This window comes from Bacillus sp. SRB_331 (assembly GCF_003264175.1).
In the GTDB taxonomy this organism is placed as follows: Bacteria; Bacillota; Bacilli; order Bacillales; family Bacillaceae_G; genus Bacillus_A; species Bacillus_A mycoides.
On record NZ_NADV01000030.1, the window covers coordinates 152,234 to 166,875 of the forward strand.

At 34.6% G+C, this 14,642-nt stretch carries 15 protein-coding genes and 1 riboswitch; of the genes, 11 read left to right on the top strand and 4 right to left on the bottom strand.

All coding sequences use genetic code 11. The features are described 5' to 3' along the window. Positions 1–84: 84 nt before the first annotated feature. A riboswitch (SAM riboswitch) is annotated at positions 85–191 on the top strand. Between the two features lie 69 nt (positions 192–260). The 4 genes from B5P42_RS21100 (at position 261) to B5P42_RS21115 (ending at position 3,498) form a co-directional block, all read left to right on the top strand. Next, entirely contained in the window at positions 261–929 is a 669-nt protein-coding gene (locus B5P42_RS21100; RefSeq protein WP_113735113.1) for an amino acid ABC transporter permease, read from the top strand. 19 nt (positions 930–948) lie between these two features. After that, positions 949–1,710 (top strand): amino acid ABC transporter ATP-binding protein, encoded by a 762-nt coding sequence (locus B5P42_RS21105; protein WP_181458818.1) that lies wholly within the window; start codon positions 949–951, stop codon positions 1,708–1,710. 11 nt (positions 1,711–1,721) lie between these two features. Further along, entirely contained in the window at positions 1,722–2,513 is a 792-nt protein-coding gene (locus B5P42_RS21110) for an amino acid ABC transporter substrate-binding protein (protein WP_002066495.1), read from the top strand. Positions 2,514–2,589: 76 nt separating this feature from the next. After that, a complete protein-coding gene (locus B5P42_RS21115; RefSeq protein ID WP_113735115.1) occupies positions 2,590–3,498 on the top strand; it encodes a VOC family protein in 909 nt (302 codons plus the stop codon). Positions 3,499–3,698: 200 nt separating this feature from the next. Here B5P42_RS21115 and B5P42_RS21125 read toward each other — a convergent pair whose 3' ends face one another. After that, positions 3,699–4,217: a GNAT family N-acetyltransferase gene (locus B5P42_RS21125; RefSeq protein ID WP_113735116.1), complete on the bottom strand. Its 519-nt coding sequence runs from the start codon at positions 4,215–4,217 to the stop codon at positions 3,699–3,701. Between the two features lie 313 nt (positions 4,218–4,530). On the opposite strand from B5P42_RS21125, the gene B5P42_RS21130 reads away from it, so the two are divergent. Together B5P42_RS21130 and colA are read left to right on the top strand one after the other, a co-directional pair. Then, positions 4,531–5,208 (top strand): MgtC/SapB family protein, encoded by a 678-nt coding sequence (locus B5P42_RS21130; protein WP_113735117.1) that lies wholly within the window; start codon positions 4,531–4,533, stop codon positions 5,206–5,208. Between the two features lie 203 nt (positions 5,209–5,411). Next, positions 5,412–8,327, top strand: a complete 2,916-nt coding sequence (colA, locus tag B5P42_RS21135; protein ID WP_113735118.1) for a collagenase ColA — start codon at positions 5,412–5,414, stop codon at positions 8,325–8,327. A gap of 35 nt (positions 8,328–8,362) precedes the next feature. Here colA and B5P42_RS21140 read toward each other — a convergent pair whose 3' ends face one another. Continuing rightward, entirely contained in the window at positions 8,363–8,866 is a 504-nt protein-coding gene (locus tag B5P42_RS21140) for a GNAT family N-acetyltransferase (RefSeq protein WP_113735119.1), read from the bottom strand. 254 nt (positions 8,867–9,120) lie between these two features. Between B5P42_RS21140 and B5P42_RS21145 the strand changes: the two genes are divergently transcribed. The 5 genes from B5P42_RS21145 to B5P42_RS21165 all read left to right on the top strand — a co-directional run bounded on the left by B5P42_RS21145 (position 9,121) and on the right by B5P42_RS21165 (position 12,754). After that, positions 9,121–9,519: a DUF2871 family protein gene (locus B5P42_RS21145; protein WP_044439983.1), complete on the top strand. Its 399-nt coding sequence runs from the start codon at positions 9,121–9,123 to the stop codon at positions 9,517–9,519. Positions 9,520–9,654: 135 nt separating this feature from the next. Then, positions 9,655–11,046 carry an FAD-binding oxidoreductase gene (locus B5P42_RS21150; protein ID WP_113735120.1) on the top strand — a complete coding sequence of 464 codons (1,392 nt, stop codon included), beginning with the start codon at positions 9,655–9,657 and terminating at the stop codon, positions 11,044–11,046. 6 nt (positions 11,047–11,052) lie between these two features. Next, a complete protein-coding gene (locus tag B5P42_RS21155; protein WP_002111060.1) occupies positions 11,053–11,400 on the top strand; it encodes a DUF4260 domain-containing protein in 348 nt (115 codons plus the stop codon). A 24-nt stretch (positions 11,401–11,424) separates the two neighbouring features. Next, a complete protein-coding gene (locus B5P42_RS21160) occupies positions 11,425–11,961 on the top strand; it encodes a GrpB family protein (protein ID WP_113735121.1) in 537 nt (178 codons plus the stop codon). A 187-nt stretch (positions 11,962–12,148) separates the two neighbouring features. Then, complete coding sequence (locus tag B5P42_RS21165) at positions 12,149–12,754, top strand: FMN-binding negative transcriptional regulator (RefSeq protein ID WP_113735122.1); 606 nt, start codon at positions 12,149–12,151, stop codon at positions 12,752–12,754. 428 nt (positions 12,755–13,182) lie between these two features. On the opposite strand, the gene B5P42_RS21170 is transcribed toward B5P42_RS21165, so the two are convergent. Together B5P42_RS21170 and B5P42_RS21175 are read right to left on the bottom strand one after the other, a co-directional pair. After that, positions 13,183–13,371, bottom strand: a complete 189-nt coding sequence (locus tag B5P42_RS21170; protein WP_016091949.1) for a Phr family secreted Rap phosphatase inhibitor — start codon at positions 13,369–13,371, stop codon at positions 13,183–13,185. Further along, positions 13,368–14,462 (bottom strand): response regulator aspartate phosphatase, encoded by a 1,095-nt coding sequence (locus B5P42_RS21175; protein ID WP_113735123.1) that lies wholly within the window; start codon positions 14,460–14,462, stop codon positions 13,368–13,370. The genes B5P42_RS21170 and B5P42_RS21175 overlap by 4 nt, the downstream gene beginning before the upstream one ends. Between the last annotated feature and the right edge of the window lie 180 nt (positions 14,463–14,642).

A 14,642-nucleotide genomic window follows, 5' to 3' on the forward strand; every position in this document is an offset into this window, starting at 1 on the left:
ATTCTTAGTTTTCCTATTGACATCGTTTGATTTTAACTATATTCTTCATAATAACAACTAAATAAATGGAAAAATTTATTAGTTTTCTTATCAAGAGAGATGGAGGGACTGGCCCGGTGAAATCTCAGCAACAGGCTAAAAAAGCACTGTGCTAATTCCGGCAAACGTAAAAGGCGTTTGGAAGATGAAGGGAAATGGATTAACATTCAACTCTTCTTATATGTGTAAGAAGAGTTTTTTGTTTAGAGAGGGGGGATAGAGTGAAATTTGATGTAGCGTATTTTTTAGAAAGTTTTCCGCAATTATTTAAGTATGTATACATAACTTTAGGGATTACTGTAGTTTCAATGATTATTTCTTTCTTTATAGGGATTGGCTTGGCGATCATTACAAAAAACAAAACGAAATTTTTATATCCAATTGCAAGGGTGTATATCTCTTTCTTTAGAGGGACACCGTTATTAGTTCAATTGTTTGTGTTATATTTCGGATTGCCACAAATATCTCCGGCTTTTACAGTACTTACAGCTATGCAAGCAACTTTAATTGGCCTCAGTTTAAATAATGCTGCTTATTTGTCAGAAATCATTCGAGGTTCATTAAATGCTGTGGAATCAGGGCAAATGGATGCTTGTTTATCAGTTGGAATGACAAAAGCACAAGCGATGCGACAAATTATCTTTCCGCAGGCTATTCGTGTAGCAGTGCCGTCACTTGGAAATAATTTTGTTGGATTGTTAAAAGAATCTTCGTTATCTTTTGCACTTGGAGTGGCTGAAATATTGGCACAAGCGAAAATGCTGGCGGCACAATCGTATCGTTATATGGAAAGCTATTTAGCGGTAGCGATTGTGTATTGGATTATTACAATCGTAATCAGCTCGGGACAGAAAAGGTTGGAGAAGAAACTTGATGCACCGTATTTATAAGAGAAGTGAGGTGATATATGTGATTGAGTTAAAAAAATTGTATAAATATTACAAACATAATGAAGTGCTGAAAGGAATCTCACTTACTGTAAAAAAAGGGGAAGTGGTAGTAATTATTGGACCTTCTGGTTCAGGGAAATCGACATTACTACGATGTTTAAATTTATTAGAACAACCGGATGATGGCAGTATTAGAATTGAAGATTTAGAGATTCATACAAAGAAACTTTATCAAAAAGAAATCATAAAATTACGTCAAAAAACAGCTATGGTTTTTCAAAACTATAATTTATTTAAAAATAAAACAGCATTGCAAAATATTACAACAGCATTAACGGTTGTACAGAAAAAAAGTGAAGAAGAGGCAAATGGAATAGCGAGAGAAATATTAAAACAAGTAGGCTTAGCTGATAAAGAAGATTTTTATCCGACGATGTTATCAGGTGGACAACAGCAAAGGGTAGGGATTGCTAGGGCAATGGCTTTAAATCCAGCTGTATTATTGTTTGATGAACCGACTTCAGCACTTGATCCAGAATTAGTTAATGAGGTATTACAAGTTATTAAAGACTTGGCAAGACAACATATAACGATGGTTATTGTTACACATGAAATGAATTTTGCAAAAGAGGTGGCTGATCGCGTTATTTTTATGGCTGATGGAATTATCGTAGAGCAGGGAACGCCAGAAGAGATTTTTCGAAACCCACAAAATGAACGTACGAAAAAGTTTTTACGGCAATTAAATGCATCTGAAGAAGGAAATCATTTCGTTATTTAGGAGGAAGAGTTATGAGAAAATCGTCATTATTACTAACATTAGCATTAACACTATCAGTTGGAGCTTTGTCTGCATGTGGTTCTAATGCAGCAAGTAAAAAGACAGATGAAAAAGTAGTGAAAGTTGGGACTTCTGCAGGTCGTAGCCCATTTATATTTAAAGAAGGTGAGAAAGTAAAAGGTTTTGATGCTGAAATTATTGAAGCGGCTGCTAAAAAAGCTGGATATAAAGTAGAATGGAATGTTTCTGATTTTGAAGGATTATTCGGTTTATTAGATTCAGGCCGTATTGATACGATTGCAAATGAATTATCCGTTTCTCCGGAAAGAAAAAAGAAATATGACTTTTCGATACCGTATGTGTATTCAGGTTCTGTTTTTGCGGTGAAGAAAAATAATAATACAATTAAATCGCTAGAGGATCTAAAAGGAAAGACTGTAGGTGTTGGACTTGGTACAGCAGGAGAGCAAGAGTTAAAAGCTTTAAATAAAAATAATGCTTTTACGATTAAAACGTACTCAGAGGACCCAACGGCGGAATTGAACGAAGTAGGGTTTGGACGCGTCGATGCTTATTATAATGATAAAGTTCAAGTGGAAACAACAATAACAAAGGCGAAACTAGATAATGTCAAAGTTGGATTTGGCCCACTTGAATGGGGAGAGATTGCATTTCCATTTGCAAAAAAGAGTGAAAAGTTAGAAGATATAAACAAGGCGTTAAAAGAATTAGAGCAAGATGGAACATTAAGTGACATATCGAAAAAATGGCTGAAAGTTGATGCTACAAAAAAACAAAATTAAGGTGTATTCGTTGAATGCGGCTATTGCCTATCAACTTACATAAAAAACTAAAGGGGAACTGGAGAGGAAGTTATTCATGGTACAAATTCATCCGAAAACACGTATTGGTCATGTCGAATTTAAAGTAAAAGATTTAGAGCGTCAAATTGCTTTTTATGAGAATGTAGTAGGGTTAGAGGTAAGTAAGGAAGAGGGGAATAAAGCATATTTAACAGGAAAAGGTGGTAAGAATACGTTACTTGTTCTTGAGCAGTTGGAAGATGCAGCGCTACAAGAACCGCGTACGACGGGTATATATCACGTAGCCTTTTTAGTTCCGACTCGTGAAGCTTTTGCTTCGGCACTATTTGGTGTTATTCGCAATAAAAAGGTAATTGATAGTCCGGCTGAGCAAGAAGGACGTTATACATATTCAAATGAAATTTTGCCAATTTCAAGATTTAATAGTGCAAGTGATCATACGTATAGTGAGGCGTTTTATTTACAAGATTTAGAGGGGAATGGTATCGAGATTTATGCAGATCGCCCTCGAGGTCAATGGGGAGAAGGGCCAGGAGGAAGTACGCCACTAGATTTAAAAGAACTTGCAACGCTCGTTAATTATGAGTTTAATGGATTACCTGCTGACACTGTCGTTGGACACGTCCATTTACGAATAGCTGATGTAGAAAAGTCACATGAGTTTTATGTAGAAACAGTAGGCTTTGAAGTGCAGCAGCGTGAAGATGATTGCTTATTTATTTCGGCAGGAGGGTATCATCACCATATCGGTGCAAATACGTGGAACGGAGTAAATAATCCGTATCCACCAGAACATGCAACTGGACTAAAAGTGTATACGATTGTACTACCGCATAAAGAAGCGTTAGATGAAGTGAAAGAAAGATTAATAGAAAAACAACATGAAATAAATGAAACTACAAATGGATTTACTGTAGTAGACCCAAGTGGTATTACAGTCCAGTTTGAAATAGAAGCAGTATAAAGTGAAACTTTAATCAGTGGGGGTTTTGTTCATCCCCCACTGATTATTAGCCTTCACCAATCGGGCGTTTATGGGCAGTTAATCTCCCACCTAACTTCTTTGTTCCAGCTGAATTTTGAGGTGGGAGTTGTACTGCCCGTTAACGCGGGATAAAAGGAGTCAGAAAGTGTTTAATCACTTTCTGGCTTGTTTTTGATTATTTAGAGCTCAATCCAATACCTTCTCACAACATTCCCATCTTCTTCAGTGAAATCATCATCACGGAGACCACTGTTATGTAAAATCGTTTTCTCTGAAGCAGTATTCACTTCGTCGCAAACGACAAGTGCTTTCGTGATGTTTAATTCTTTCGTTTTTTCTAATGATAACTCTAGTAACTTTGTAGCATAACCTTTTCTTCTTTCAGAAGGGCGAATACCATAACCGATATGACCACCAGCATTAAATAGATGATCAGTTAAACTATGACGTATATTAACAACTCCTACAACTCTATTTTCATCTGTCACGAGCCAATAAGTAGAATCTGGTACCCAAGTTTCAGGAACATTTATTCCGTTATGTGCGTCGTGTAATTCTTGAATCATTGCCGTGAAATTAGAAGGATTTTTTGAAATAACCCATGGAATCATCGTTTCACCGCTATCTTTCCATTCGTTATAAAAATCTAAATATTCTTCTTGTAAATCGGTAGTAGGTGTAAGTAAAGAGAGGTTCATTGTTAGTAAGCTCCTTTTATTTATGTTTTATTTCACAAAAATTATGATATAAAATGAAAGCGTTTCCTTGATTTCTCAACCTCATTTCACGCAACTCATATGCCATTTTTAACTGAAAATAAGTTAGACGTTGAACTTTAAAGTTTTTTTGTATGAGAAGTAGGTTGTTTTATTTATGTTAATATTTAAAATATTAACATAAAATCACTGGGATATTAAATGTATTTTAATAAAATGCTTTTATATCGATGGGTAGATGCATGTGATAATTTTTGTTTTATCTCTCTATAATGAATAAAAGGGGGAAGTGCTCGTGAGCTTACATATTGATTTTATTATACGAATCGGTGTTGCTGGTTTGTTAGGGGCGATAATCGGTATTGAAAGGGAAATTCGCTCAAAAGAAGCTGGATTAAAAACACATTTCCTAGTAGCCGTAGGGAGTGCTTTAATAATGGTCGTTTCGAAATATGCTTTTTCGGATATTGTGTTTGAAGAACATATGGCTCTTGATCCGAGCCGGATTGCAGCGCAAGTTGTTAGTGGAGTTGGATTTTTAGGTGCAGGTACAATCATTATTCAAAAGCAGGCAGTGAAAGGATTAACGACAGCGGCTGGTTTATGGGCTACAGCAGGAATAGGGCTAGCAATTGGAGCAGGTATGTATGTTGTAGGGATTGGAGCGATGATTCTCGTTTTGATTGGTTTAGAGATTGTAAGTCGTATTTTTAAGGTGCAATTTTTATTTCCGCAAAATATAACGGTGCAAATGTGTATAAATAAACATGAGGCGGTACAGCAAATATTAGAAATGCTTCAAGTGAAAGGCATTCCAATACTTTCATATGAAGTGGAAACTTCACAGCAAGAAACAGAAATAGTTTATAAGGTAGGGATGCAATTGAAAAATATATCGTCAGAAGAAAAGAATGCATTTATTCAGCATATGCAAACATTGCCGGAAATTACGTTTATAAAGTTAAAATCATAGTGTTGAAATAGAGGATAGATGTAGCAGGAATTTCGCTATTATCTATCCTTTTTTGACATAAATCACATGTGAAGTCAAGTGTTAATTTCGCTTTGAATGGATACATGTGTGAACGTTACCTTCTTTTTTCTCAATACAGAATAAATAGTCAGAATAGTAAAATAATGGAGCGAGACACTAAAAAATGTAAGGTAGGGGAGAGCATGAAAGGCTATTCAAAAAAAGTTTTAGTAGGGGTAAGTTTTGCTAGTTTAATGTTAGGGAGTTTTCAAGGAAGCATATTGGCGGAAGATACTAAGGGAGAGCAAGTTTCATATCGAAATGTGCTAAAAATGGAGCCGGTTGGTGTACAACTGCCCGTGGAAGAATTAGCTCATTCATCGAAAGTATTAGAGAGCAAGTCTTTTGAGAAAAGGCTACAATTTGCTGATTTATCGCAAAGACCGCCTGAAGTAAAAAAGGAAAGTAAGCAATTAGTTGTAGCGAAAACTTATACAATTGCTGAATTAAATCAATTAAGCAATCAACAATTAGTAGATTTACTTGTAACAATCGATTGGGAGCAAATTACGGGGCTATTTCAGTTTAATAAGGACAGTCTTGCATTCTATCAAAATGATAGTAGGATGCAGGCAATTATTGATAAATTGAAGCAGCAAGGACAGGTTTATACGCAAGACGATTCAAAAGGGATTGAGACATTAGTGGAAGTTTTGCGATCAGGGTTTTATTTAGGGTTTTATAATACAGAATTAAGTAAACTAAATGAACGTAGCTATCATGACAAGTGCTTACCTGCATTAAAAACGATTGCGAACAATCCAAATTTCAAACTCGGTACGTTAGAACAAAATAAAGTTGTATCATCATATGGAAAATTAATAGGAAATGCTTCGAGTGATGTGGAAACGATAACATCGGCTGCAAAGATTTTTAAGCAATATAATGATAATTTTTCTACATTGGTAGATAATCTTTCAGCTGGAAATGCGATTTACGATATTATGCAAGGTGTTGATTACGATATTCAATCGTATTTGTACGATACGAGAAAAGCACCGAAAGATACAGTATGGTATCAAAAAATAGATAGCTATATTAATGAATTAAGTAGATTCGCGTTAATGGGAACGATTACAGAGAAAAACGGATGGCTTATTAATAATGGCATTTATTATACAGGTAGACTCGGCACATTCCATAGTACAGGGACAAAAGGATTACAAGTTGTAACAGATGCGATGAAAATCTATCCTTATTTAGGTGAGCAATATTTCGTAGCAGCTGAGCAAATTACGACGAATTATGGCGGGAAAGATGCAAACGGTAACGTTGTTAATTTAGATCAAATACGAGAAGATGGGAAGAAAAAGTATTTGCCGAAAACGTATACGTTTGATGATGGTGCAATTGTTTTAAAAGCGGGAGATAAAGTGACTGAGGAGAAAGTTAAACGTTTATATTGGGCAGCAAAAGAAGTGAAGGCACAATTCCATCGTACGGTTGAAAGTGACCAACTGTTAGAAAAAGGAAATCCAGATGATGTATTAACGATGGTTATTTATAATAGCCCGGCTGAATATCAATTTAATCGTCAATTGTACGGGTATGAAACGAATAACGGCGGTCTTTATATAGAAGGAACAGGTACGTTCTTTACTTATGAACGTACGCCAGAAGAAAGTATTTATAGTTTAGAAGAATTGTTCCGACATGAATTCACGCATTATTTACAAGGTAGATATGAAGTGCCAGGACTTTGGGGACAAGGTAAGATGTATGAGAATGAGAGATTATCTTGGTTTGAAGAAGGGAATGCTGAGTTTTTTGCAGGTGCAACGAGAACGGACAACGTCGTTCCAAGAAAGAGCATTATAGGAGGACTATCTTCGAATCCAGCAGAACGTTATACGGCAGAGCGAACGTTAAATGCAAAGTATGGAACGTGGGATTTCTACAATTATTCCTTTGCTTTACAATCGTATATGTACAATAAGAGATACGATATGTTTGATAAAGTTCATGATCTTATTAGGAAAAATGATGTAACAGCATATGATGCATATCGCTCTGCTTTAAGTAAAGATGCGAATTTAAATAAAGAGTATCAAGACTATATGCAAATGTTAGTAGACAACCGTGAGAAATATAATGTTCCGTTAGTGTCAGATGATTATTTAGCAACTCATGCACCGAAACCAGTTTCAGATATTGCCGCAGAAATTACAGCGGAAGCAAAATTAAGTAATGTATCAGTAAAGAAAAATAAATCACAATTATTTAATACATTTACACTGCAAGGAACGTATACAGGTACTGCTGCAAAAGGAGAAAATGAAGACTGGAAAACAATTACGCAAAACGTTAATGATACGTTAAAACGTTTAAGTACAAAAGAATGGACAGGCTATAAAACTGTAACAGCATACTTTGTGAATTATCGTGTGAATGCATCAGGGAAATTTGAATATGATGTTGTGTTCCACGGTATTAATACAGAAGAAGGTGCAGTGAATAAAGCGCCGGTCGCGGTTATAAATGGTCCGTATAGCGGACATACGAATGAAGCGATCTCGTTTAAAAGCGATGGATCAAAAGATGAAGATGGGAAAATTATTTCTTATAAATGGGAGCTTGGTGATGGTACTGTAAGTAATGAACAAAATCCAACTCACGTTTATACAAAAGAAGGGACGTATACAGCGAAATTAACAGTAACAGACGATAAAGGGTTAACTAATACTGCTACAACAAGTGTAACGGTTCAAAAGAAAGAAGATAACAGTGTAGAAAAAGAGCCAAATAATTCATTCCAAACGGCAAATAAACTGCAGTTAAATCAAGTTTTACGTGCTAGTTTAGGAAACGGTGATACGAGTGATTACTTTGAAATAAATATAGAAACTGCGAAAAACCTTCAAATTAATGTAACGAAGGAAAATAATATCGGAGTAAACTGGGTTCTTTATTCAGAAGCAGATTTAAATAATTATGTTACGTATGCACAGCAACAAGGAAATAAATTAGTAGGTAGTTACTATACGTATCCAGGGAAGTACTATTTACATGTATACCAGTATGGTGGTGGAACAGGGAATTATACGGTAGAAGTGAAGTGAAAAAAAGGGTCGCCATGAATGGCGACCCTTTTTTGTTATGCGTTATACCCGAATAATTTTAGATCTTCTCCTGAGTCTGAAATTATTTTTTCGAATCGCAATCCTACTTTTTCTAACAGCGTGCCTGAAGCAACATTATCTATAGAAGTAATTGCTACAATTCGTTTCAGTCCGAGCTTTTGTACACCGTATTCGATTACTGCAGCAGCTGATTCATAGCCGTACCCTTTTGAACGGAATTTTTCTAAAAAAGCAAAGCCGATATCAACATCTTCTAATGAATCTCTTTTAATAAGGCCGCACATACCAAGTGGAGTGAGATCTTCTTTTCGTTCAACTAAGTAAAGACCAAAGCCCATTTTATTGTACATATCGACGGGTCCGTTTAAGATGTATTTTTTTGCATCTTCTAAGTTTTTAAGGCCTTTATCACCAATAAATTGAATCCATGCAGGATCATTTACTAATTCAAGAATAAACGGAGCATCTTTTACATCGAGCCAGCGAAGAGTGAGTCTTTCAGTTTCAAGAACTATCAATCTATTGCACCCCCTTTAAAAGTTATAACAATTAGTATGGATTGTGCGAAATAAAAGTGCAAGTTATTTTAATTGAGAGTTACTGTTCACATAAAGTTCGATTGTTTTGTATAAAAGGATATTTTATAATTAGGATTGATTGTAAAGAGTGAGATACTTATACAATGACTCCTAGGAAACTAGGAGTTTTTACTATATAACTATCATTATTACTAAATATGACATACTACACATTCTACTTAAGGAGGTACATAATGAAGAAATTATATAATGCATCGTTTACTTATTTGATTATCGGTTTATTGTCAGGAATATTTGCTAGGGAGTATGGAAAATATAAAGGGATTTTAGGCTCTACTTTATTAAATCTTTTGCATACGCATACGTTAGTACTTGGCTTTTTCTTCTTTTTAATTGCTTTAGGATTAGCGAAAGTATTCGCGTTTCATGAAGTGAAAGGATTTAATAACTGGTTTATTTTACATAATATCGCATTAACTTTAATGTTAGGTTCGCTAGCAGCGAGAGGACTTCTTCAACTAAATGGAGCGGACTTTAAAGGGTTAACTTATATTGTAGGGTTCTCTCATTCTCTGATGGCATTTACTTTAGTTTGGTTTATGATTTTATTGAAAAAATCGTCTAAAATATAGTTTTAAAAAAGAACTTGTAGGGAATACTGCAAGTTCTTTTTTTATATAAAACCTCAGGAATCTAACTATTCTGATTATTATGTATAAAAATGGTATAATTAATGCAGAGTAAATAATATAAAAGGAGAGTGCGTAATGGAAATAACAATTGAGCGATTAGTAAATGAATTAAAGGATGTACTTCCTGAAGATCAAGTAGTGGTTAATAAGACAGTAAGAGAGTTACATAGTAAAGATGAATCTTACCATACTAGTAGTTTACCTGATGTAGTTGTTTTTCCAAAAACGATGGAAGAGGTTAGAGCAATAATGAAAGTAGCGAGTGAGCATAAAAAACCTGTCATTCCATTTGGAGTAGGTTCTAGTTTAGAAGGTCATATAATTCCTTATGAAAAGGGGATTACAGTTGATTTTTCATTAATGAACAAAATACTTGAAATAAGAGAGAAAGATTTTCTTGTGAAAGTACAACCAGGAGTGACTCGTTCTCAGCTCAATAAAGAATTGAAAAAGTACGGTTTGTTTTTTAGTGTAGATCCAGGTGCAGATGCAACGTTAGGTGGAATGGCTGCTACGAATGCAAGCGGAACGACAGCGGTGAGATATGGGGTTATGCGTGATCAAGTTCGTGATTTAGAGGTGGTACTTGCTGATGGACAAGTGATACATACTGGAAATTTAGCGGCGAAGTCATCATCAGGTTATCATTTAAATGGTATTTTCGTAGGGTCAGAGGGCACGCTTGGATGCTTTACAGAGCTAACATTAAAAGTATACGGCATACCAGAACATGTTATGGCTGCGAGAGCATCGTTTCCAACTATAAATGATGCGGTAGAAGCTGTTATTAATATACTGCAAGCTGGTATTCCAATTGCGAGAATAGAGCTTGTTGATGAACTATCTATGAAACAAGTAAATCATTATAACGAAACGAATTACAGAGAAGAACCAACACTGTTTTTAGAGTTTCACGGAAATGAAGCGGGATTAACGCAAGATATCGAGTTTACGAAGGAAATTGTTTTTGATCATAAATGTAAAGAAGTTGCTTTTGAAACTGAAACTGCGGCAAGAAATAAATTATGGGATGCAAGACATAACTTAGCTTATTCTTACGTTCATAGTTACCCTGGTAAAAAGCTAATGAGTACAGATGTATGTGTGCCAATTTCAGAGTTAGCTGGCGCGATTCAAAATGCGAAAGAGACGTTAGATAAGGTGGGCCTTGTTGGTGGTATTCTTGGCCATGTAGGAGACGGGAATTTCCACGTGCTATTAATGATTGATCCAAATGATAAAGATGAAGTGAGAAAAGGGGACGAAATAAACGAAAGTATCGTACTGTATGCTCTTAAACGTGGTGGAACGTGCACAGGAGAGCATGGCGTTGGAATAGGGAAGCGGAAGTATCAAGAAGAAGAACATGGTGCGGCATTATTGGTAATGGAGAAAATAAAGAAAGCTCTTGATCCGCAAAATATTTTGAATCCGAATAAAATTTTCAAGCTAACAGATAAGGAATGATGAAGTTTGGAGAAACGAATTATACACTTTGAAGGATTGGTCGTCTTATTAGCTGCGATTTATATATATGCATTATGTGGATTTAGTTGGTTATTATTTATCGTATTACTTTTTGCACCTGATTTAGCAATGGTGGCGTACGCTATTAACAAACGTGTTGGTGCACAAATTTATAATCTATTTCACACATATATCATATCAATATTACTTGTTTTAATAGGGGTCTATTTAAAGATGGATACGATTTTAATGATTGGTTTAATATGGACAGCACATATTGGAATGGATCGAATGCTTGGGTATGGATTGAAGTATGAAACTGATTTTAAGGATACGCATATTCAGAGGTTATAAAAGTGATTTGAGAAGGGTGGTCAATTGAAACAATTTATTACTGTTGAGAAATATAATACACAATGGGAATGTGAATTTTGTAAATTACAGACGTTGATTAATAACGTAATGGGAGAACTCATTTTTTCTATAGAGCACGTTGGGAGTACATCTGTTAAAGGCCTTGCTTCCAAACCGATATTAGATGTCGATGTTGTAATAGAAGATTATGATGTTTTTCCAAAAGTAATAAAGAGACTTGAACAGGTAGGTTATTTTCATCAAGAAGAGTGGAGTTTTAAGGGGAGAGAGGCTTTTGGGAGAAAGGGTCAATATGTTCCGAGGGACGGGAAGAATACAATTTGGATGGAACATCATTTATATGTATGCGATAAGAATAGTGAAGAGTTAAGAAGACATGTAGCGTTTCGTGAGTATCTTCGTGGAAATCCAAACGTTGTTATTGAATATGGAAAGCTAAAGAAAGAATTAGCAGAAACGGCGGAAAATCGCTTGAATTATAGCTTAGGTAAAACGGAATTTATTGAATATGTATTAGAAAAAGCTATGAAGGATAGTTAAATAGAGGAGTTTGTGTCAATAAGAAGATAGACTAAGGTGGCAGAAATCATATAATGCAACCTATTATTTTTGAAGAAGAGGTTTTACTATATGAACTGACCTTATAAAACTATTACAATCTGCCCCTGCCAAATAATAAATCTCGTAAATATAATGGGAAATAAGAAGATAAGAAAAGAGGGAGTTTATGTACATACCAAAATATTTCGCTATACAAGATGAAGAGAAGAAATACGAAATTATTGAACAAAATGGATTTGCAACTTTATTTTCTCAACATAACGGAGATCCATACGCAACGCATTTGCCGTTATTGTTAAATAGGGAAACACTTACTTTATATGGTCATTTTGCACGTCCAAATGAGCAGTGGGCAGATAGTGGAAATCAACAAGTGTTAGCTGTTTTTCAAGGACCACATAGTTACATCTCTCCGTCATGGTATGAAACAAATAAAGCAGTACCAACATGGAACTATGTTGCGGTGCATGTATATGGAGAGTTAGAAATTGTTGAAGATGAACAGGAATTAATAGATTCTCTTCAAGATTTAGTACATAAATATGAAAATCCAAAGAGCACCTACTCACTGAATGATGTAGATCCGAATTATATGGAAGGATTAAGTAGGGGAATAGTTGGGTTCAGAATAAAGATAAATAAAATAGAAGGAAAAGCGAAGTTAAGTCAAAATCATTCTGTGGAGAGACGGAAATTAGTTGTAGAAGAACTTGAGAAAGTTGGGAGTGAAGGGAGCAGGGGGATTGCAGAATTGATGAAGGAAATAGAGTGAGAGAGAGAATTCATGTGAAATAAAGGGATGGTTCTATTTTTGTAGAAATATATTTTACTTGAAAAAACTGCCTCCGTAGCTCTAGAAGGGAAGAGCGCCGGAAAACAGTGTAGAACCGGGTCGCAAGGCGAAGGTTTCAGAAGCACCGAAAAACAAATAAGCTGAGACAGGTGAAACTCCGTAGGGAAGTGTGTTCCCCTTAGCCTATGCTTACGAAAGGAGTGCGGGTTCGAATCCCGTCGGAGGCATAGCGTATTAGAGGAATGGGATATCAATTCGGAATTGTAGTACTTTATTAAGTGTTGTAATAATAGGTGGTTTAGTATCTCTTGCGCTACCATTTGTTTATTAAAAAGTACTCGACACATCAACAAAATAAGCGCATTTAAAACGACCTTCTTAATCGAAGGTCGTTCATTTTTTTGGTATTAAAATGTTTTTTCAGCAGTTGTTGGATTGTAGTCTTTACTAACGTCAACTGATTGAACAAAATCAGGTCTTTGTGGTGCAGGAAGATCGGCATGACTTGCTTGATATGTAAATGAACTATTTATTCCAATAGACACAATACCAATAACAGATAATCCTAAAACGAGAGAACTAATTTTTTTAATCATTTTAGAGCTCCTTTCTCAAATGTTTTTTCTTTTGCTTGTAACGCTTTATGAAAATATTCACTCGCCTTTATATGATTATTTTCATCATAAAATTTAACAGCTAGTTTCTCTGAATACTCTTGAGTGTAGTTATATAAAGATTCTTTGTCGAAATAAGTAATTCCTTCAAGAATAATTTTTTCTAGATCTTCAGTTGACTCATTATCGTTAAATGAATTTAAATTTTTAAAATGAAGTATATATTCTTCATTATTTAGTTCCGTACAAACTTTTAATCCTTTTTTAATAAGTTCTTCAGCAATATTTATTTCGCCAAGTTTAGAATGTTCTCTAGCTTGTAAAAAGGTCGCTTTAAAATGTGTAGGTATTTTTGTTGTAACTTCTGATAAATGTCGAATTGCTAGAGGAGAAAGGTTTTGACTTGCATAGAGCCAACCTAGATTATTGCGAACACTTAAAACTAAAGCATTTTCGTTGGATTTTTGTAAAATAGAAAGAGCAGAATTGAATTTTTCCTCTGCTTGTTCATATTGTTTTAAAAAGACACATGAAGAACCAATTATGTTGTCACAAAGGGCTAATTTTATTTCAAATCCTTTTTCAGTAATGAAAATTTCTCTGGCTTTTGTTGCTTGCTGAATTGCTTCAATAGGTTTATAAAAATGTTGATTAAAGATAGCGAATCGATAATTGAATTCTGCTTCCTCTAATTTATCTGAAATATTGACTAATAGTTTCTCTGCCTTTTCATAATGTTTACTCGCTAAGTTATAATTTGTTGTTAAAGTAGCATAAATCGCTTTAAACAAATTATAGTAATAAGAAAGTGGATGATTAGATGAGATGGTATAAGAATCTATCTTATCAAAACTATCTTTTGTAATACTTAAACTAGCTGTTAAAATTTTATAGCGAAAATCTAGTAAGGAATAGTATAATGCTAAATTTTCGTCTTCTTTAAAATGTAGTTCCTTTTCCTCAATTTCATGCTTTAAATTCGTCGCCTTTGAAACATCTTGCTTTAGCATAGCTAAATACCAATCATTAAATAGTTTTGTAATTTGTTCATTACCTTGTAGTTGAACGTTCATGAAATCCCCTCACTTTTTGAATATTCTTATAAAATATATTATCAAAAATAATAATATTTAGAAATGGGGTTTTATATTTCTCAATATTTGTTTAGTGGATTTATTATTAAACAAATTGGAATAAAGATAGTTTTGATATTTAGTTTAAGGAGGGAGTGGAATATAGTAAGGATAGCTAAA

Bases quoted from the DNA above. Each gene is read 5' to 3' on its own strand.
- B5P42_RS21115 (WP_113735115.1), top strand. From the start codon at position 2,590: ATGGTACAAATTCATCCGAAAACACGTATTGGTCATGTCGAATTTAAA.
- B5P42_RS21175 (WP_113735123.1), bottom strand. From the start codon at position 14,462: ATGAACGTTCAACTACAAGGTAATGAACAAATTACAAAACTATTTAAT.
- B5P42_RS21145 (WP_044439983.1), top strand. From the start codon at position 9,121: ATGAAGAAATTATATAATGCATCGTTTACTTATTTGATTATCGGTTTA.
- B5P42_RS21125 (WP_113735116.1), bottom strand. From the start codon at position 4,217: ATGAACCTCTCTTTACTTACACCTACTACCGATTTACAAGAAGAATAT.
- colA (WP_113735118.1), top strand. From the start codon at position 5,412: ATGAAAGGCTATTCAAAAAAAGTTTTAGTAGGGGTAAGTTTTGCTAGT.
- B5P42_RS21165 (WP_113735122.1), top strand. From the start codon at position 12,149: ATGTACATACCAAAATATTTCGCTATACAAGATGAAGAGAAGAAATAC.
- B5P42_RS21110 (WP_002066495.1), top strand. From the start codon at position 1,722: ATGAGAAAATCGTCATTATTACTAACATTAGCATTAACACTATCAGTT.
- B5P42_RS21170 (WP_016091949.1), bottom strand. From the start codon at position 13,371: ATGATTAAAAAAATTAGTTCTCTCGTTTTAGGATTATCTGTTATTGGT.
- B5P42_RS21150 (WP_113735120.1), top strand. From the start codon at position 9,655: ATGGAAATAACAATTGAGCGATTAGTAAATGAATTAAAGGATGTACTT.